Origin of the sequence: Burkholderia sp. MSMB1498 (assembly GCF_001526245.1) — a bacterium.
Classification (GTDB): Bacteria; Pseudomonadota; Gammaproteobacteria; order Burkholderiales; family Burkholderiaceae; genus Burkholderia; species Burkholderia savannae.
Genome location: NZ_LOYJ01000101.1, coordinates 213,734 through 231,631, shown reverse-complemented (window position 1 = coordinate 231,631; position 17,898 = coordinate 213,734). Strand labels below are relative to the sequence as shown.

The 17,898-nt window shown below is 60.4% G+C and carries 20 protein-coding genes and 1 tRNA gene; 3 read left to right on the top strand and 18 right to left on the bottom strand.

Going from position 1 to position 17,898, the window contains the following annotated elements:
• Positions 1-46: 46 nt before the first annotated feature.
• The 4 genes from WS91_RS22570 to WS91_RS34185 form a co-directional block, all read right to left on the bottom strand.
• A complete protein-coding gene (locus tag WS91_RS22570; RefSeq protein WP_038757264.1) occupies positions 47-280 on the bottom strand; it encodes a hypothetical protein in 234 nt (77 codons plus the stop codon).
• A 466-nt stretch (positions 281-746) separates the two neighbouring features.
• A complete protein-coding gene (locus WS91_RS22565) occupies positions 747-1,823 on the bottom strand; it encodes a type VI immunity family protein (protein ID WP_059671049.1) in 1,077 nt (358 codons plus the stop codon).
• A 2-nt stretch (positions 1,824-1,825) separates the two neighbouring features.
• Positions 1,826-2,539, bottom strand: a complete 714-nt coding sequence (locus tag WS91_RS36925; RefSeq protein ID WP_197422263.1) for a VRR-NUC domain-containing protein — start codon at positions 2,537-2,539, stop codon at positions 1,826-1,828.
• Positions 2,536-3,075 carry a PAAR domain-containing protein gene (locus tag WS91_RS34185; RefSeq protein ID WP_082758289.1) on the bottom strand — a complete coding sequence of 180 codons (540 nt, stop codon included), beginning with the start codon at positions 3,073-3,075 and terminating at the stop codon, positions 2,536-2,538. The genes WS91_RS36925 and WS91_RS34185 overlap by 4 nt, the downstream gene beginning before the upstream one ends.
• Before the next feature lie 507 nt (positions 3,076-3,582).
• On the opposite strand from WS91_RS34185, the gene WS91_RS22555 reads away from it, so the two are divergent.
• Positions 3,583-4,788: an IS110 family transposase gene (locus tag WS91_RS22555; protein WP_059581319.1), complete on the top strand. Its 1,206-nt coding sequence runs from the start codon at positions 3,583-3,585 to the stop codon at positions 4,786-4,788.
• Between the two features lie 79 nt (positions 4,789-4,867).
• On the opposite strand, the gene WS91_RS22550 is transcribed toward WS91_RS22555, so the two are convergent.
• The 13 genes from WS91_RS22550 to WS91_RS22500 all read right to left on the bottom strand — a co-directional run bounded on the left by WS91_RS22550 (position 4,868) and on the right by WS91_RS22500 (position 15,153).
• Positions 4,868-5,437 (bottom strand): hypothetical protein, encoded by a 570-nt coding sequence (locus tag WS91_RS22550; protein ID WP_059671048.1) that lies wholly within the window; start codon positions 5,435-5,437, stop codon positions 4,868-4,870.
• Entirely contained in the window at positions 5,437-6,258 is an 822-nt protein-coding gene (locus tag WS91_RS36175) for a DUF7946 domain-containing protein (protein WP_156432438.1), read from the bottom strand. The genes WS91_RS22550 and WS91_RS36175 overlap by 1 nt, the downstream gene beginning before the upstream one ends.
• A gap of 138 nt (positions 6,259-6,396) precedes the next feature.
• Entirely contained in the window at positions 6,397-6,729 is a 333-nt protein-coding gene (locus WS91_RS34180; RefSeq protein WP_082758288.1) for a helix-turn-helix domain-containing protein, read from the bottom strand.
• A complete protein-coding gene (locus tag WS91_RS22545) occupies positions 6,722-7,054 on the bottom strand; it encodes a type II toxin-antitoxin system RelE/ParE family toxin (protein WP_059671047.1) in 333 nt (110 codons plus the stop codon). The genes WS91_RS34180 and WS91_RS22545 overlap by 8 nt, the downstream gene beginning before the upstream one ends.
• A 40-nt stretch (positions 7,055-7,094) precedes the next feature.
• On the bottom strand, positions 7,095-7,919 hold the full coding sequence (locus WS91_RS22540; RefSeq protein WP_269435336.1) for a tyrosine-type recombinase/integrase: 825 nt from the start codon (positions 7,917-7,919) through the stop codon (positions 7,095-7,097).
• Between the two features lie 129 nt (positions 7,920-8,048).
• Positions 8,049-8,828 carry a rolling circle replication-associated protein gene (locus WS91_RS22535; RefSeq protein WP_059671046.1) on the bottom strand — a complete coding sequence of 260 codons (780 nt, stop codon included), beginning with the start codon at positions 8,826-8,828 and terminating at the stop codon, positions 8,049-8,051.
• Between the two features lie 762 nt (positions 8,829-9,590).
• Positions 9,591-10,955, bottom strand: a complete 1,365-nt coding sequence (locus WS91_RS22530) for a type II secretion system protein GspD (protein WP_059671045.1) — start codon at positions 10,953-10,955, stop codon at positions 9,591-9,593.
• Positions 10,952-11,878, bottom strand: a complete 927-nt coding sequence (locus WS91_RS22525) for a zonular occludens toxin domain-containing protein (protein ID WP_059671044.1) — start codon at positions 11,876-11,878, stop codon at positions 10,952-10,954. Before WS91_RS22525 ends, WS91_RS22530 begins: the two co-directional genes overlap by 4 nt.
• Complete coding sequence (locus WS91_RS22520) at positions 11,875-12,156, bottom strand: DUF2523 domain-containing protein (RefSeq protein ID WP_059577103.1); 282 nt, start codon at positions 12,154-12,156, stop codon at positions 11,875-11,877. Before WS91_RS22520 ends, WS91_RS22525 begins: the two co-directional genes overlap by 4 nt.
• Complete coding sequence (locus tag WS91_RS22515) at positions 12,153-14,060, bottom strand: virulence factor TspB C-terminal domain-related protein (RefSeq protein WP_331458335.1); 1,908 nt, start codon at positions 14,058-14,060, stop codon at positions 12,153-12,155. The genes WS91_RS22520 and WS91_RS22515 overlap by 4 nt, the downstream gene beginning before the upstream one ends.
• 106 nt (positions 14,061-14,166) lie before the next feature.
• Positions 14,167-14,490, bottom strand: a complete 324-nt coding sequence (locus WS91_RS22510; RefSeq protein ID WP_059645378.1) for a hypothetical protein — start codon at positions 14,488-14,490, stop codon at positions 14,167-14,169.
• A gap of 66 nt (positions 14,491-14,556) precedes the next feature.
• Complete coding sequence (locus WS91_RS22505) at positions 14,557-14,766, bottom strand: major capsid protein (RefSeq protein ID WP_011852350.1); 210 nt, start codon at positions 14,764-14,766, stop codon at positions 14,557-14,559.
• Between the two features lie 87 nt (positions 14,767-14,853).
• Positions 14,854-15,153: a hypothetical protein gene (locus WS91_RS22500; RefSeq protein ID WP_010107135.1), complete on the bottom strand. Its 300-nt coding sequence runs from the start codon at positions 15,151-15,153 to the stop codon at positions 14,854-14,856.
• Positions 15,154-15,763: 610 nt separating this feature from the next.
• Here WS91_RS22500 and WS91_RS22490 point away from each other — a divergent pair.
• A complete protein-coding gene (locus tag WS91_RS22490; RefSeq protein ID WP_011852351.1) occupies positions 15,764-15,979 on the top strand; it encodes a hypothetical protein in 216 nt (71 codons plus the stop codon).
• Between the two features lie 482 nt (positions 15,980-16,461).
• On the opposite strand, the gene WS91_RS22485 is transcribed toward WS91_RS22490, so the two are convergent.
• A tRNA-Arg gene (locus WS91_RS22485) sits at positions 16,462-16,537 on the bottom strand.
• 276 nt (positions 16,538-16,813) lie between these two features.
• Here WS91_RS22485 and WS91_RS22480 point away from each other — a divergent pair.
• Positions 16,814-17,704, top strand: coding sequence for a c-type cytochrome (locus tag WS91_RS22480; RefSeq protein ID WP_038754061.1), 891 nt, complete (start codon positions 16,814-16,816; stop codon positions 17,702-17,704).
• The last annotated feature ends 194 nt before the right edge of the window (positions 17,705-17,898 follow it).

Here is a 17,898-nt window from a genome sequence, read left to right as displayed (position 1 = left end):
GCACGCCCCCGCGGCGCTATCGCGCTCAAGCGCGTGCATCCGAAAATCAAAACGGAGCCGAAATACTCCTGCCATCCCCATTTTTCGCCATTTGCAGCAAGGCCGTACGGACTTCAACCAACCCAGACTCGAATGTGCCAAATAACGCCACCTGCGCGAGTGGCGATAAGTTGGCAAACGCGGAAACAACATCTTCAATCGCCAGCAGGCCCGCCAGCGCGCTAAGGCGCTCCACGTTTATCATGGCGGCGTCGAGCGGACTGGAGAAGGACTTATGCATCAGTCCTCCCGCCCCTTGTGGCAATGGCTGCCAAAAGGCGCAGCGCGTCACCACACGCATCGAGGGCTGCTCGATCCGATGGCGCAACTGCGGCGGCACGTATCGCCGCGCGAATAATCTCAAGAGGGGATTGCGAAAGCTCAGGACGAGCGACAACTTCTTGCATGTTGCGGGCTCCTTGTGCGGGTAGGGTGACCCGGGCCCCAACGCCAAATGGGGTGGCCGGGCACAAGACAAGGTTGGCGTACCGGAGCACAAGGAACCGGCGAGCCCGAGGGCTCCCCCGTCAAGGCCCGACCATAAGCGGCACATGACGTGCAGGCGAAAAAATACCGCCTTTCGGCGGTCGCCCGCCTTGTGCATTTCCGGACGCCAATCCGGGTGTCTGCTGTTTCAGACACGGTGGAATGATAATCACGAACCCGCAGTGGATCAAGTAAATGCGGACCATGTGGGCTCGCGCGGGTTACAGCGAAGAATGCGGGAGCCTCGGCGTATCGAGGACCGCCGCTTTCGCGGCCAACAGTTCGTCGCTGGAAACATCGAACCGCCGAAGCCACGCATTGCTGCTAGCCTTCGAGTTAAAAACCGGAGCGTCGCCGTTCACGGTTCCACGTTGAAGAATGGAAACGGTATCGGGAATAAGGCGGCGAAGCGCCGCATTCAACACAACGTACGCGGGAGGCGGACCAATTGGCTTGTCGCCACCACCCGAATTCACGCCCGCGGCAGGCAAAACGCCGGCTCGGATGAGCAAGCCCCCCGAGCACTGCGTCAGCCGATACCAATCCATCGGCAACTCGGATTTCAGCGTGCTCATGTCGCCAACACGGTCTGCCATTGAAGCGCTGATCAGCGTCAGCCAGTCAACGGTCTTTATGTGGTCCGCCTGGCTTCGTACCTCAGTTGCAAAAGGGTCGCCCACGTCGAGACCCGGACCGAGTCGGTTCGACATGAAATACTCACTGCTCTCGTTCTCTTCACGCGCCGTAGGCGGCAAATTCACTGCGTAACCAGCGTGTCCATGAATCGCGTTGAGGCGTTTGGCGAATTCTGCAAACAGCCTTGGCAGAAGATCAGGATCAGCCTTAACGACAGGTACAGGCAACGAGAAAGACAGCACGTCGAGCCCTCGCGTCCCCAGCGCCGCTTGCCACTTCTCGAGACAGAACGTGTCGAATCCGTGCATGCCCGCTTCGCGCGTGCTGTCTCCACTGGTAAATGCAAACGTGAACGGCTGATCTTCGCTTAGGCTCGCTCCCATCGCCGCCAACGTAGGGGCCTTGGCGATCGATACCGCGCGCTTTCCCTCCGGAAAAAACCAGCGCAAAGCGCCGCTTGCCACCTCGTTGTATTGGTCGAAACACGCCACAATTTTCTGACGAACTTCTCTCGAGTATCCTCCCTTGAAATACAGCACTCCGCGCACCGCCAGCGCGGCGCCAACGCCTTTGTGTGGATAGCGCGGCTCGAATGCCGCAAAGGGCAACGTACCGGCGCGCTTGGGGTCAGCAACCCACGCTTGAATCTCGTCGTCGTTCATCGTCAAGGCACAAATACAGGAGGAGGCACCGGAGGCGGCGGAGGGCTGCGCAGATACGCGTCGAGGCCCGCCCCAAAGGAAGACTCGCCAGATGTCGAGACTGCGGACCTTTCTGACGGCTGTTCCGTCTTGCCTCGGTCGCAATCGCACTCGTCAGGGCCAATCACCGACACCTTCGCGGAATCGCCGGCAATTTGCACGTATGCGTCGCGCTGGGATCGCGTCAGCGTATCGCCGGGGAATTTTATCTCCACAACGGACTTCAGATTGTCTTGCGTGGGCGGCAGCGACGGATCGTTGACGATGACGACGTCCGGACGGCGGATGTTACCTACCCCTGGCGTGTAGCCGCCTAGGCCGCCCGGCCAGTACTTTTGAATCCATCCCGGCAGATAGTCATGCGTCTTCGTGACTACCCCGGAATCCATGATCGGGGCAGGTGGATCGCGTGACATGTCGTAGTTCACCTCGGCCTTGTATGGGCTCCTGTGATCGCTGATCGCGTCCGCTGCCTTGAGCCTGCCGCTAACGCACTGCTGCTTCAACTGTTGACCACTGGCGCCAACGCTTGGCATCGAATTGCATCGGCAAATGACCGCGCAGAGCGCTTGCCGATCTTCGGAATCGAGTCCGTTGCGACGCAATCGCACGATGTTCGTTCGACCTTCGCCCGCACCGGTCGATCCGGAACCCGCTCCCTTCGCGTAGTCCGTCATGCCGGCTTCGACCTATTGGAGTCGAAGGTCAACGTCGCCGATCCGCCACTTTCCACCCAATCAGTGTAGCCGTTCTCATCAGTTCGCCCGGAAACGATCTGGCCCCCGCTACCAGTTACGGTATATTGATAATTCGAGATCGGCTGACCGGTGTCGTCATCAATCGCTTGAAACCGCCCACGATGCAAGCCGCCTCGGATCGAGTCGACAAGCGGTATAACGCCGCCGCCAACGGAGGGCGTACTAACGCCTGAGGACGCACCCGCTGTCGGCATAACAGTGGCGGTACCTTGGGACGCGATAAGAGTTGCGCCGCATGCCGTTTTGTCGCCATCCGTCGCCACCGGACGTTCCCCAAGCGCCATGTTCCGCTGTTTCACACGCACAATCGGGAAAATCCCGCCGCAACGCGGACATGACACCATGTCGCCGAGCAAGGCGATTGCTTTTCCATGCGCGATAAATGTCGAAGTACACGAGAGCACCCGTCCTCCGTGCGTCGTCGTATCGCCCTCTCGGATTAACGCGTACCCCATCTGGGAACCCCAATGAGAAAACCTCGTGGGACTGTAGCATGGAGAAGAAAAATGGAACCACCCTGTCATTTTTTACAGGTTTTTAAGCATCTTTTCGCGCCGGCATGGTGCACGATAGAGCGCAACATGATGCGCCACCTTCGGAAGGCAGATCGCCGCGCTCGTGACTCGCTATCTGCATAACAAGGTCTTTGGTCTAGCAGCTCGACTGAAATTCACTCTACAACACGCAATGCAGCGTCAACATCGCCATAACTGACTAGCTACCTGCCGCTGCCCCGTTACTATCTTCACGCCCCGATAATCGGGGTTTTGGCCAGCCAGGCCCGGTATGATTCCCGCCCCCAGTCGCAGTCATGATCCGGGGGGTGTTGTCACCGGGCCTGGTGGGTGGCTGGTGATCGCTGATAGGGGTTTGGCCGGGATATCCCGACGCCGTCCGTAACGTGGATGCCGAGACTTGCCACCGTTGTTGCAGGCCAATCCGTTCACTCTGCATAAACTGCGATGCAAGAAACCCAACAACATGACGCCATCGATATCTTCATCGGCGTCGACGTCGGTAAAGGCCAGCATCACGCCGTTGCACTCGATCGAAATGGCAAGCGTCTGTACAACCAGGCGCTACCCAACGACGAGGTCAAGCTGCGAGCCCTCATCGCCGAGCTCAAGACTCACGGCCGACTTCTGTTCGTCGTCGACCAGCCTTCCACCATAGGTGCGCTTCCTGTAGCCGTCGCCCGTGCTGAAGGCATACTCGTCGCCTATCTTCCCGGACTGGCCATGCGCCGTATTGCCGATCTGCACGCCGGCGAAGCCAAGACCGATGCCCGCGATGCCGCGATCATCGCCGAAGCCGCTCGCTCGATGCCGCATACGCTGCGCTCGCTTCGACTCGCCGACGAGCAGCTCGCCGAGCTCACCATGCTGTGCGGCTTCGATGACGACCTCGCCGCTCAGGTCACGCAGACCAGCAACCGCATTCGCGGCTTGCTTACTCAAATCCATCCGGCGCTCGAGCGCGTTCTCGGACCGCGCCTCGACCATCCGGCGGTGCTCGATCTGCTTGAGCGCTACCCGTCCCCAAGCGCACTTGCCGCTGCCAGCGAGAAGACCCTCGCCAACCGCCTCATCAAGCTCGCACCGCGCATGGGCAAGAACTTGGCGGCCGAAATCGTTCACGCGCTGAACGAGCAAGCCGTGATCGTGCCCGGCACGCAGGCTGCCACCATCGTCATGCCTCGTTTGGCCCAGCAACTCGCCGCCTTGCGCAAGCAGCGTGACGAAATCGCCGCCGAAGTTGAGCGGCTGGTGCTTGCTCACCCTCTTTGGCCGGTCCTGACCAGCATGCCGGGAGTCGGCGTCAGGACCGCCGCCAGACTCCTGACCGAAGTCGCCCATAAAGCCTTCGCCTCCGCCGCGCATCTGGCGGCCTACGCTGGCCTCGCGCCGGTCACCCGGCGCTCAGGCTCGTCGATCCGTGGCGAGCATCCATCCAGACGGGGCAACAAGGTGCTCAAGCGAGCCTTGTTCCTCTCTGCCTTCGCGGCCTTACGAGACCCAGTCTCGCGGGCCTATTACTCGCGCAAGATCCAGCAAGGCAAGCGCCACAACCAGGCCCTCATCGCACTGGCACGACGACGCTGCGACGTCCTGTTCGCCATGCTGCGTGATGGCACCATTTACCAACCCAAGTCAGCCCCTAACGCTTGACGAAAGACATAGGGGCACCCCCCTACTAGGGACATTCGATCTTCCGTCGTTTTTCGACAACTTTCCGCCGTCAGGTTGATTAAAGAGTCATCCCAACTGGAGGTCCGTTTTTGTAAGTTTCTGAAAATTTCTCAGCGTCATCGGAAAATTCAAAAAATAGAGACCAATATTCGCGCTGAGGATCTATGCCATACATAAAATTCTTCCCGTATCTGGCACACATTGAATAATACCCGAACATATACAGCGCAACATCTTTATCGATCTGATTTGACCTAATTAGCAAAGCAATTTCCTCAAAAAAGACCAACAGTTTCCTTTTTGGATCCCACATTTCCTCCTCTCTCAACTTCGGAAAATCACCATCGATCAACTTAAGAACAGCATACAAATCCTTATCATCGAACAAGCGCCGATGCAGCGCCAAGAAAAACTCCGTCCTCTTCAACTTAGCGGACGTCTCTTTGTCTTGAATCTCCTTCTCTCGCTGCTCGTTCAAACGCCGCAATTCGTGATAGATTTTATATAACCCAACCACACCCAAAACCACTGTCGTGACAACACCCAATGCCTGCCAACACACCCCCCACTCTTGCATGCCAAGACAAACTTTCGTGTATACAAGACAGTATTTTGTGGGGTCTGCCATCAAACTATCTCCAGAATGTCATGAACGATGTATCGCTTCACAACACCTTGCGCGCTTACAATTTTCGAAACTTTAAGATGAACCTTTCCAGGTTTTCCGTCGTTGTGAGCCTGCATTGATTTAAGCGACAACCCCCGGACGCGACGATCATCTGGATTTTTAAGCTCGAAAGATATTACTTTACCTTCCGCATCTGAAAATAGTCGACCGAAATGACTCAGTACGTTAACTCTGGTTACGTTACCTGTTATGTATTCGGTCTCAGTTTGCTCTTCTCGGACGCTTACATAATCGAGAGTTTCACTGGTGAGCGTTAGCTCATCCCCAACCCGTGGACGATTGAGGTAAATTTTCACGGCCTTATCGCGTGCTATTGCCTTGTGCATGAGATGCATAGGAGCCTCAAGAGCATCTGCAATCTCATGAATGAACAGATCATTTCGTTCGGAAATTTTCTTTACCCGAGGCATTCGTGGATCATAACCAATTCCAACTGAGCTTGACCACGCCCACACCAGATAATCCCAGAAATTATTAACAATAACCGAACCGCCAATCTTTTCGGCAATTTTGCCTTCAAACCGAATGTCGACCTGCTCCTCAAAGCAGCCCTTTTTAGAAGAATGGATGAAGGCACTTGCGCCAGCCGCACTATTATTCTTCTTTCTAACTTCCTCATCATTCGCAAATGCATGCGAAACAAGATTCACCGCTCTAGCAACCCCGTAAATAGTATTGGCAGCATCATAAACATCGAGCACGCCCTCATCCGCCGTGCCCCCCTCGATGCGCATTACAAGACTTACCTCTTTTTCGCTCATGCAGCCCCACCGGTCTTAGTTAGAAATAGTTTTCGACGGCACTAAAACGTGCATGCCGCTTATTTTTATGTGAAATATAGCACAGGCTGCGGCGCCACCATTTCATTTAAAACATATATTATCAACCGATTCGACACATCACGAGAACGAAATCATCAACCTCTTACCGCAAGCAGCCGCGTATCTGCGCAAAGTCGCAAACGACGGCGAATGTTTTTCACTCGACAGTGACGCTTCAAGTCGCGACACCGCGGATGCAGTTGTTCCCATCCGCTCAGCGACCTGAGCCTGCGTCAAACCAGCCTCTTGCCGAGCAGCCAAAATGGCGCGGAGCGCGCTGTACTCATCTTCCAATTCGTCATACACCCCCATAACACCACGCTTTTTCAGCAAGTGCTCCGTATCGTCCGGCGTATGCGGAACCGGGTTGAATCCTTCCGCTCGATCGCGCTTCGTTACCGCTTTAACCATTATGTACCTCGCTCAAACGTGCTCTGGCAGTCCGCACCTCATTTTGCGGCGTCTCTTGCGTCTTTTTCACAAACGAATGCAGAACGACGACCTGCCGTCCAACGTGCGTGCAATAAAACACACGTCCGATGCCTTCCTTGCCCTTCGGGCGCAACTCAAACAATCCGCGCCCCATCGCCCGCGAATGCGGCATGCGCAAATCAGCGCCAAACTCCTGCATCAAATCCAGGAGCCGCAGATAGTCTGCCAAAATTCCGGCGGGCAGGGCGAAGACGTCGCGCTTGACGCGCTCGTTGTAATAGACGACTGTCCAATTTTGTTTCATGTTAGCAAATTTGCTATGTTGCTGCAATTCAACCAGTCGGTTAGAGCGGCAGGAGTTTCTGCACGGCCTCGCGACCGTGATCAGGGGACAGATGCGCATAGCGCTCAGTGACCGTGATGGAGGAATGTCCCAACAGGTCCTTGACGACGTACAGGGAAACGCCCTCCATGACGAGCCATGATGCGAAGGTGTGGCGCAGATCGTGGATGCGGAAATTTTCGATTCCGGCGCGAGCACATGCCGCGACGAACCCTTTTTGCAGGTTGCCGACTCGCCTCCCCGAGCTGGAGGCAAACACCCACTCAGACCCGGCGCAATGTCGCGCTACCCAATCACGCTGATCCCTCAGCGCCGACAACGCGCCACTGTTGAGCGGCACTAACCGACGCTTACCGTTCTTCGTGTGCTCGCACTCGAGTCGAAAATGTGAGCGCTCAAAATCGACCCGGTGCCACTCGAGCGCGAGAAGTTCGTTTTTCCGACACCCGGTGCTCAGCGCGAGCCGCACGAAGTTTCGAAGATGTGGCTGCCGTGCCGCCGTCCCGGCCGCGAGAATCAGCGCCGATGCCTCGCTACGAGATATCCAACGAACGCGCGACTCACCACCATCAAGGCCAAGGCTCTGCACCGGGTTCGGCAGTTCCGGATAGTCGTGCTCGGTCCGCACAAAATTAATGGCCGCTGACAATAGTCGGAGCTCACGCTTCACCGTCGATTCACAGACACCATCCACGAGCCGAGCAGACACGTATCGCCGAACATCGCCCCGCTTCAATTCCCGCAAATCGCGGCCGCTGAAATGCGGTTGTAGTCGCTGCAAGGAGTACTGATCCCGCTCCTTGCTACGGTGCTTCTTCTCCAACATGTAGATTCCGATTACTTCCTCAAAGACCATTCCAAACGCCTCTGCGTCATTGATCCAGCGAATATCGGTTGAACTGTTCAGCTCTTTAGTACGATGTCCGAATCAGCCTAGGTTTGATGTCTTTCGCGCCTAGCTTTCGCGCGTCGATAACCAGAACACCCCGAGTTCCTGCCGCCAGAACGCTTGACAACGATCCAACGTCGCGCCGGCGCGCAATGCTGCCTCGAATGCCGTTTTCAGCGCTTCCGCGGGGTCGTTCGAGAGAATGTGACCAATCGGCATGACTTCCGGCACGACAATGCCGCGGCTAGTCCAATACCGTTTCTCGTTCAACGCGTGCTCGGCGAAATCCTTCGTGATGTACTTCGCGAGATACGACGCGAGCTTGTGCCGCAAGCCCTTTTCCTTGAACGGGTTGCGCACGTTGATCTGCCCGTTTCCGATGCCGACGATGCTTTGCCAGATCGAGCGCAGAACGCGATAGTTCTGCCGGCCCTTCACCGCGACATGCAGATGCCATGCGCCGCGCTTCTGCCGCTCCGCGACGGCGACATACTGGAAGCTTCCCAACGCGCCGAGACGCCGCCGCAGCTTGTCGAAATCGCGCTTGAGCCGCGCTTTGTCGAGCATGTTCTCCCGATACGTCAACGTGATCATTCGATCCGCTCCAATCGCCTTGCAGCGCAACCGCACCTGTTGCTTCGCACGCTTCGCCGCGTCCATCAGGTTCGCTTCGCTGTTCTCCGACTCGCCACGCTTCGCCTTTGGGATAGCCCACAACGACTGTGCCCCCACGTACCGATCGAAACGTGTCGCCGTCACCTCGACCTGTCCGTCGCCAAAGTTCCGACCACGGACAACCCACTCCCTACGAAACGGCGAGTAGTCGCCTATACTTGTGTCGTGCATTGCAACTCGTCCTTGTAGTGCACTGCTTCACAAAGCCCCGGTCGTTCCCGCGATCGGGGCTTTCCTTTTTCTGGACCGTCTTTCTGTCCTGGCTCGGTGCGCTCGTCAGCGTGTCGTATCCGTTAAGTGTCCCTGATACAAGTTTAGGGGCCGCGCTGCGCGCGGCCCGCCCGGCGCGCTCTGCTGCGCTGGGCGAGCCGCTCGCAGCGAACCCCCACCCCCTCGCTTCCGAGCCGCCCTCGCCTCCGCTCCACGCGCCGGCAACACATGCGCCACGGCGAGCCTGCAAAGAGATGGGCGAGCCCGCCGCGCTGCCTCCGCTCACCGTCCGCGCGAACACCCGCTACTCGGTCCGGCGCGCCGCGCTGAGCCGCGCGACAACGGCACGAACTCCGCATTACCGCCGTCGCACTACGCCGCTCCGATCGCGGCCGGACACTCCTAACGCTGGACGCCGGCCGTCGTACCGCACTGACTTACAATCTCGCTCACCAAAACAACCGAGGGACCAAACAATGACCCTCTGCGATCGCGACTGGTATCGCGAGGAATACAAGAAGAAAGAGCACCTGTTGGAGCAGGGTTATGCACCACGCGCCACATTCGTCGCAGCCGCTGCGCCAGTCCCACCCCGCCCAAATGCGCCCGCTCCCATACACATACCTTCGTGGGTCAAAATCGCGGGGATAGCGCTGGGGTCCGGGGTAATCTCGTACCTCGTCGTATCAGTCATCCTCGACTACCTCTGAGCACCGCACCCGATCAAATCCGCTGCACCTGAAGCACCAACAGAACCTCCGTGCGCTGCTTCGAGCTGGATCGACCATCGAGAAAGCTCGGCAGCCACGCATAACCGCTGCGCGCCGTCGCGTTGCGATCCTGAATCAAGCCGCCCAACACGACGACCTCACCGTCCTTCAATCGCGTCACCGTCTGTAGCTGCCGCGTGTTCTTCGTCGGCGACGTATCGACGCCGGTTTTCGTCGCGACGAAATCGGAAATCTCCTCACGCACCTTGAGCTCGATCACCTCGCGCATCACGGTCGGCTCGACGTCGAAAATCAAACCCGCATCCTGATAGGTGATCGACTGAACCGGCGTGCCGGTCGAGCCTTGGTAGCTCACGCTCGATTGCGTCGGCACCTGCTGCCCGACGTTCAGGCGCACGCGTTCGCCCGATACGATCCGCACGTGCGGCGCGCTGACGACCTTGAATCGCGAATCGGCATTCAGTGCCGATATCGCCGCGTCGACGCCCGGCCCCGTGAAGCGAACCGCGCTCGTATCCGACGACGTGTCGCCGCTCGAAACGCGAAGCTGACCGCTCAGCATGCGAACCGCGATGCTCCACGCCGTGTTGGTCGAATCGGTGTTCGCCACTTCGTACACCCAACCGCGAACGACCACCTCGCTCGGCACCGTGTCGAGTTCCGGCACGACCTTGCGCAACAGCGCGACTTCATCATGCGAGCCCACGATCACGAGATCGTCGCCGCGCGCCTGCACGCTCGTTTCAACGGGCATCGCGGGCACGTCGCCGGCCGGCGTTGCGGATTCGCCGGGCACCTGTACCGCGCCGACAGGTTGCGGCGGCATGCTGACGGGCGACATCAAAGGCATCGCGCGCGCGCCAATCATCGGCTCGATGAGCGAGCGCAGATAGTCGACGCGGCGATAGAGCGGCTTGTAGACGAACACGTCTTGATCGGTTTTTTCGCGCGCGGCGCCGGGCTTCTTCATCACGTAGTCGACGCCGTTCTTCGTCACGACCTGAAAGCCGAGCGATTCGAGGAAGTCGCCCATGACCGTGCGCACGTCGCGATTCCGATCGTCCAGGCGGAACGACACGAGCCGCCCGTCGCTCAGCACATCCGGGCCGAGCACGTAGGGCGTATGCATCGCCTCCTGATAGATCAGGTCGACAATCTGCGCCACCGTCACGAACCGCAGATCGAACGACGTGCCGGCGACGTGCTTCAACGGCGTCAACGTCGGTGCGGCGACTGGCGCCGGCGCGGCGGCCGACAAGCTCGCGTCAACCGGGAGCGTCGGCAACGGCGGCACCGCGCCAACGGCCGCCACCGAATACGCGATCAACGCCCCAATCAGCACTCCGTATCGCTTCATTGCATCCCCCCGCCTTGTTCTGTTTTTCCGGCTTGTGCGCCGGACCATGCACCAACGGTCTTTCCGTCAACCTCACCCGTCAGCAGCATCCCTTCGCCGCTGAATCCCGCCAGCGACACCGGGCGCAATCGGCCGTCCGCCGCGACGAGCACCACGTAACCGGCGCCTTCCGTCACGTAGCGCCCGGCAATGCGCCAGTCAGACGACAGGGGCACGGCCGGCGCGCGCTCGACCTTCGCGGATTGCGACGACGGTGCAGGCGCACCGGCTGTTTCGTGTGCCGACTCCGACATACCCGGCGTCACCCCGAAGCCGTCGCGCGCGCTGTAGAAGAACTTCACCGAGCAGTAGAGCAACACGCCCAACGCGATCGGCACGACGAACAACGCCTTGGGAACGACCGCCTGCTTCTTCGTGTGGACTTCGGCGCTCGTGTAGAGCCTGAACACCTCGCGCGGATACGCCCATTGCCGTTTCACCGCGTCTTTCAGGCTGCTCGGGTTGTGGCAGTGGTCCCACTCGTAGAGCATCGCGCGCTTGAGCCCGAACAGGTTCCGCACGTGGATATGCCGCCCGACCAGATCGCGCACCGTCTTGCTGATCCGCTGCGGATGCTGCGTGATGAGGATGAAGTCGACGCCCTTGTGGCGATGCACGTGCAGTTGCTCCACGTCCGGCGTCGGCTTTTGGCTGACCGCCGTCGGCGGGTAGATGCGTTGCGCCTCATCGATCACGATCAAGTCGTGCGCTTCGGCCTTTTCGTGCCATTGGCGCAACCAAGGCTCGTCAATCTCGACGTGCTCGATTGCCAGATCGCGAATGCCGTCGACCAGCACGCGACGCCCCTTCGCAATCTTCGTCAGCAACCAGACCGCGTGCAGCGTCTTGCCGCTCCCCGGAACCCCTGTGATTAACGTGATCATTTGCCGAACACCATTTTCGTTGTAGACGTGAGCATGTAGAACGACACGCGCGCCGAAAGCCCGCCGAGCACGTACGCGATGCCGTCGCCCACGCCACCAAGCGCGAGCACGTTCGCGATATCGGAGCTCAAGCCGCCGACGCTCGCCGACATCCATTGCACAACCTGAGCGAACACCAGATCGATTCCCGTGACCGTCACGAAGCCGATGCCGAGCGCGACGAGTACGCGCGTGACGATCGGCCCGACCAGCGACACCAGTAGGCTTGCCCAGCTCATGCCGCCAACCCCGTCACGAAGATGACGCCGGCGAGCAGCGCGCCCAGCAGCAGCACCAACGGGCGCAGCTTCAAGGCGAACTCGCACAGCGGCTCATAGCTGAACGAAAGCTCGCTGCCGAACACGACGACCCGCTTCGGTTCCGGGCACACGCCCTTGGTCAATCCGATCGAGAGGGGCGACAGCGAAATGCGCTTCGTATTGCTGTTCACGGCTACATCCGACGCGCTGCCGAGCGGCGCGCATGCCGACGCATCGGGATGCATCGCGCAAATGTCGTCGCGCGACGGCCGACCGTTTCCCGGATTGGTGCCCGGCGCCGGCGTCGGCACGGGAACGGGTTGCGGCAGCGGCTGCGGGATCGGTTGCGGTACGGGTTCGGGAACCGGACTCGGCACCGGCTCCGGGATCGGTATGGGCACCGGGCCGGGCACGGGTTCGGGCACTGGAATCGGCGCCGGCTGCGGAACCGGACTCGGCACGGGCTCGGGCACCGGACGCGGCACAGGCACCGGCTCCGGCAGAGGAACCGGCACGGGCTGCGGCACCGGTTGAGGAATCGGGCGCGGCACCGGTACGGGCTGCGGTTGAGGCAGCGGTTCAGGCACCGGGCGCGGCTGTGGATTCGTCCCCGGCACCGGCGCGGGAGCGGGGCGCGGCTGGGGTTCCGCTTCGGATGCCGGGCGCGGTTCCGGAATCGGCACGGGCACCGGCACCGGCTTCGGCACGGGAATCGGGATCGGCCGCGGCGGCACGAACGGCGTTATCAGAACGTCTTTGCCCTTCGGCGCGGCGGACGAGAACAGATCGGCGACGGTCGGCACCTGCCCCGGATTCTCTTTCGCCCACTCGGCAATATCGCGCTCGCTGATCGGCTGATACGGCAGGCCCTCGTAGCCGGGCTGCGATGCCGCGTTCTTCCACGTCTCGTTGACGAGGTTCGTAATCGTCGAAGTAGGCAATCGCGTCGCCGCGACCTTCGACGGCATGCGCGGCCACAGCTTTGACAGATCGTCGGCCACGAGCGGCACGACTTCCGGCTTGTATTGAAACAGCGAATCCTTCCCGCTTTGCACGACGCTGCGATAGGTGACGCGCCCGTTTCTGCCTTTGATCGCGACCGTTCGCGACTCCGTGTAATGCAACGCGATCGGGTTCCCGGGCACGTTCTGCATCGGCGCGAAATACAGCACGTGCGAGTGGACGTTTGTGTCGTTTTCCTCAACACAACCTGAATTCAGGCCGCAGTGCCCAAGGTATTGATACAGATACCACGCGAATTGCTGAGCCTGTTCGAGCGTGCTCGGCAGGATATCGAACGGTCCGCGCGTCGCGTAGAAATTCGACGTGCCGAATCCCGGCGAAAACGGATAACCGTTACAGAACGTGTTGTTTGCCGCACACGTCCCGTTCCGATAGATCGGAATGCCGGCCCGCGCAGCCCACACTTCCGGCAGCAGCATCTTTTGGCGCGTCGGATCGATAGCGATCGCGGGCGGCTGAATCGGTGCATAGTTGTCCCCGACACTGGCGGGCAACGCGTTCACGCCAAGCGCGACTTGATCTTCGTTCCATAAGAAGCTCGCATCGCCCAACTGAAGAGCCGAGCCCAGCGCAAGAATGCCCATGCCCGCCAGAATCGTCAGCCAAACCGGCGCCCCCGCGAAGGCGAGCGCAGCAGCGGCCCCGGTCCCGACGACATTGAGCATGGTCGACGCCTGCCCCATGCCCGCCAGCGTCGCCGCAATGCGCGGATCGGATGCGGCGATGCCGCGTGCGATCGCGAGACGCGTCAAGATCGCCGCCTGAGCGCGATTGATCACGAAGGTTTCAATCGGCGCGAGCGCTGCCTGTGCATGCGCCTGCTGATTGCACAACATCGCGAACGCCGCGAACAGCGCCAACCAGACGCCGCGAATTCTCTTGCACATGCTCACCCCATCAAGATCAGCGCGGCACCGCCGATCGTGCCGACCGTCACGCAAAACTCGACGCAGAACCAAAGCATGACTAGCTCTCCGAAGCAGATTCCAGAAAGCGACGCATCGCACGCAGCCCGTACGCGATCGCAAACACAAGCAGCATCGCCGCCCCCACTTTCAGGCCCGCAGCCGCCCCGCCATGCATCGGTGCATCACCCGCCGCACCGCCGTTCACGAGCGTCAGATGCACGACCTGTTGCACGCCCATCGAGCCATCGGACAACGCGCAGGGCGTTTGCCCCGTGCCCGCCGGCGCACTGGCCGCATTGCCGCACACCATCACGTCGATGCCTTGCGCCGCGCGCGCGCCGAATGCAATGCCGAACAACGAAGCAACCACCCACCTTTTCATTGGCTTTCACCCAAGAAAAAGCCCCCGGTACGCGCGCACATACCAGGGGCTCAGGAGTTCACGCGATCAGCGACCGAGGAAGCTCTTCACCGCGCGATAGCCGAACATCGCCGCCGACACCGCGAGCACCGCACCGCCGACGAGTGCGATGTTCGGGCCGATACCGGTAATCGAGCTCACGACCGGGCCAACGTCCATCGCCACGACCGGCACGTCCGCCGCGAATGCACCCATGCTTGCCGTAGCGAGCGCCGCAACTGCAACCAGCTTCTTCATTTGATTTTTTTCCTCTCAGGTTCAGGCCCGGTAGTGAGAGAACCGCTCGTGCGGGCCAGCTTCGAGCGATCCGGTTTCCTTGACGGATTACGACGATGCAGCCGCAGCCTTAGCGGTCGGTCGACCAAACGGCACCAGCGACACGATGCGGGGTTCGAGCTTGCCCTCCATCGACTGTTGAAGCGCGAACTCCGCGAGATAGTCGCCGGTCGGGGAATCCTTCAGCGCGGCCGGCAGATTGATCGTGCCGACGAGGATTTGCTTACCCTCGCTGCTTTCTTGCTCCAGCACGCATTGCGCCGTGTGAATCTCCCACGGCTGGCCGGTGCGCTTCGAAATGCCGCCGCGCTGGATCACTTGCAGAATGGTCAACTTTTGCTTGCTCATGAAAACTCCTTGTTAGGACTGCTATACGTAATGACTAGAGCCGCTCCGGCTCCGGCTACATGCGCGACGTACGCGCGAATCGAAAAAGGTGGACGCTAGGTCAGCCGTCCACAAAGCGCCGCGCTATCCGAGGGTGAGAAATGCGCGACGCAGGGGGTAATGAAACCTCCGAACCTACCGACATAAACCCGATACAACCGCACCTATAATTTGCGCCGCCATTGCGTCGACCGACGACGCAACCTTCGCATCAACTCGTTCAACAGGCCATTCAACTGACATCCCAGGACGGTGGATACGGAGACAAGAAGCACGAACAAGAAAACAAACCGACTAGCCTCAGCTTCGCTCACTTAGCACACTCCCAAACATGAACCCCATCGACTTCTCCCCGATTGTGAAACCAGTAGTCACTGGGGCAATCATCACCATCGCGTGGATCATTGGCATTTCTGCGTGGCGCCTGAGTTTTCGCGTAGTCTCCTCGGTCATTTGCACCGCGGCCGCCGTAGCAACAGCAATCTTCATGCACGTCATCTAGTTGCGGACTCAGTGCGACCTTCGATGCGCCAAAACACATGCGCGAAACATCAATGAAAACTGCGGCCAAATGACCGAGCAACTCGCTTACGACCTGCTCAACAACCTCACACGGATTTGGGGCGCGCTGACGATCGAGGCCCGACTCCTGATCGCCATTGCACTGGTCGCCGTCTTCGTCGCCTTTCGATCGGATCGCCGGCGCGTGCAGCTACGGCGGCAAAAAGAACTCGATCCGATCAAGCGAGCGATCTACAACCCCAAGCAGTTCCGCCGCCCCCGCTGACTCATAAATGGGGGCCAGATTCTTCCTTTCCCCATAGCCTGCTAGACTTCCGATAACGCCACGGAAATGGCGTTTTCTCCACATTCGAATGATATGGAGAAATCGCCACATGCGTCAAGGGAAAAGTATGGATATCGCTGAACTACTGGATGCCGCCAAGCGCAAGCAAGGCTCGAATACGGCCGTAGCGGAAAAGCTGGGGTACCACTACACCAAGCTGTCGCACTGGCGCTCGGGCCGCTACAAGCCCGATGCAACCGAAATCATGATGCTGGCCGAGATGGCCGGCCTGCCCGCGTTCGAAACGCTTGCGCAGATCGAGAGCCAGCTCGACACCGAGCGTGCGTCAGTATGGCAACGTGCTTTGGGAAATCTGCGTGCGGCGGGCGTAGCGGCGACTGTGGTGCTTGGCGCTACCGCTGTGGCGAGCTTGACCTCGAAACCGGCTGATGCGGCTGAGAAAGCCCAAGAAAACAAAGACTTGGCGCGCCCGGCTGGGATCGAACCAGCAACCCCTGCCTTCGGAGGGCAGTACTCTATCCATTGAGCTACGGGCGCTTACGGATGCGATGCGACCCTAGATAGTCGCAGCGCGTAGCAAGACGGCAAGAATACCTTGTTTCCGCCGGACCGTCCACCGCCGCTCCGCATCCGTCCGCCCCTCCTCCTGCATCGCCTCATCACGCACGCCGCCCCCTCCGATGTGCGGGTAAACACGCGCCGGGCGATCGCTCGCCGCCATGTAAACGTTCCGTCTATAATCGTCCGAGCTTCACCCCACAGCCATTCATTGCCGTACCGCTCACAATTCCTATTCACGGAGACGAGGCAAGCATGAGCGAAGCACCCCACGGAGCCCCCATCAAAACCCCCGGGCAACTCATCGCAGTTGTCATCGCCTCATTCGTGATCCCGATCGCGATCATCGTGCTGTTCGCCACCTACGCCAATCACGCGTTCCGCACGGGCGCCGGCACCGACGGCCTCTCCGACGAAGCCGTCGCAAAGCGCATCGCCCCCCTCGCGCAAGTCGAAATCAAGGACGCCAACGCGCCGCGCGTCTACAAGACGGGCGAGGAAGTCTACAAGGCCGTCTGCGTGACCTGCCACAGCACCGGCGCGGCCGGCGCGCCGAAGTTCGGCGACGCCGCCGCCTGGGCGCCGCGCATCGCGGCCGGCTACGACGAAGTCCTGCACATCGCGCTGACCGGCAAAGGCGCCATGCCGCCGCGCGGCGGCACGAACCCCGACGACTATAGCGACTATGAAATCGCGCGCGCAGTCGTCTACATGGCCAATCAGGGCGGTGCGAAGTTCGCCGAGCCCGCGCAACCCGCCGCGAATGCGGCCCCCGCTTCAGGCGCGGCCGCGGGCGCGTCGGACGCGACGGCCGCCAACGCGCAAGCCGCCGCGGCAATGGCTGCGATCGCCGCGCTGCCGAAACCGGGCGAGGCGCCCGCCGCAGGCGCGAACGCTGAAAGCTCGGCGTCGGCAGGCAAGGCGCTGTACGAATCGACATGCCAAGCGTGCCACGCAACGGGCGTGCTGAACGCGCCGAAGTTCGGCAACAAGGCCGACTGGGCGCCGCGCCTGAAGGATTCGATGGATACGGTCTACAACTACGCGCTGCACGGCAAGGGCGCGATGCCGCCGAAGGGCGGCGCGAACGCGTCGGACGCCGACGTGAAAGCGGCCGTCGACTACATGGTCAACGCCGCCAAGTAACGGTCGCCGATGCAACGAAAAACCCCCGCGCTGCGCAAGCATCGCGGGGGTTTCTGTTTTGTCGCGGGCGGCCGAGCGCCGGCCGGATCGCCCGGCGATCCGGCCATCGGTCAGGACTCGTCCGGCCGATATCCGCGCTGCCTCGATCGCCGCGCGGTGATCGGCCGCTCGGCCAAACGGCAAACGCACGCCGT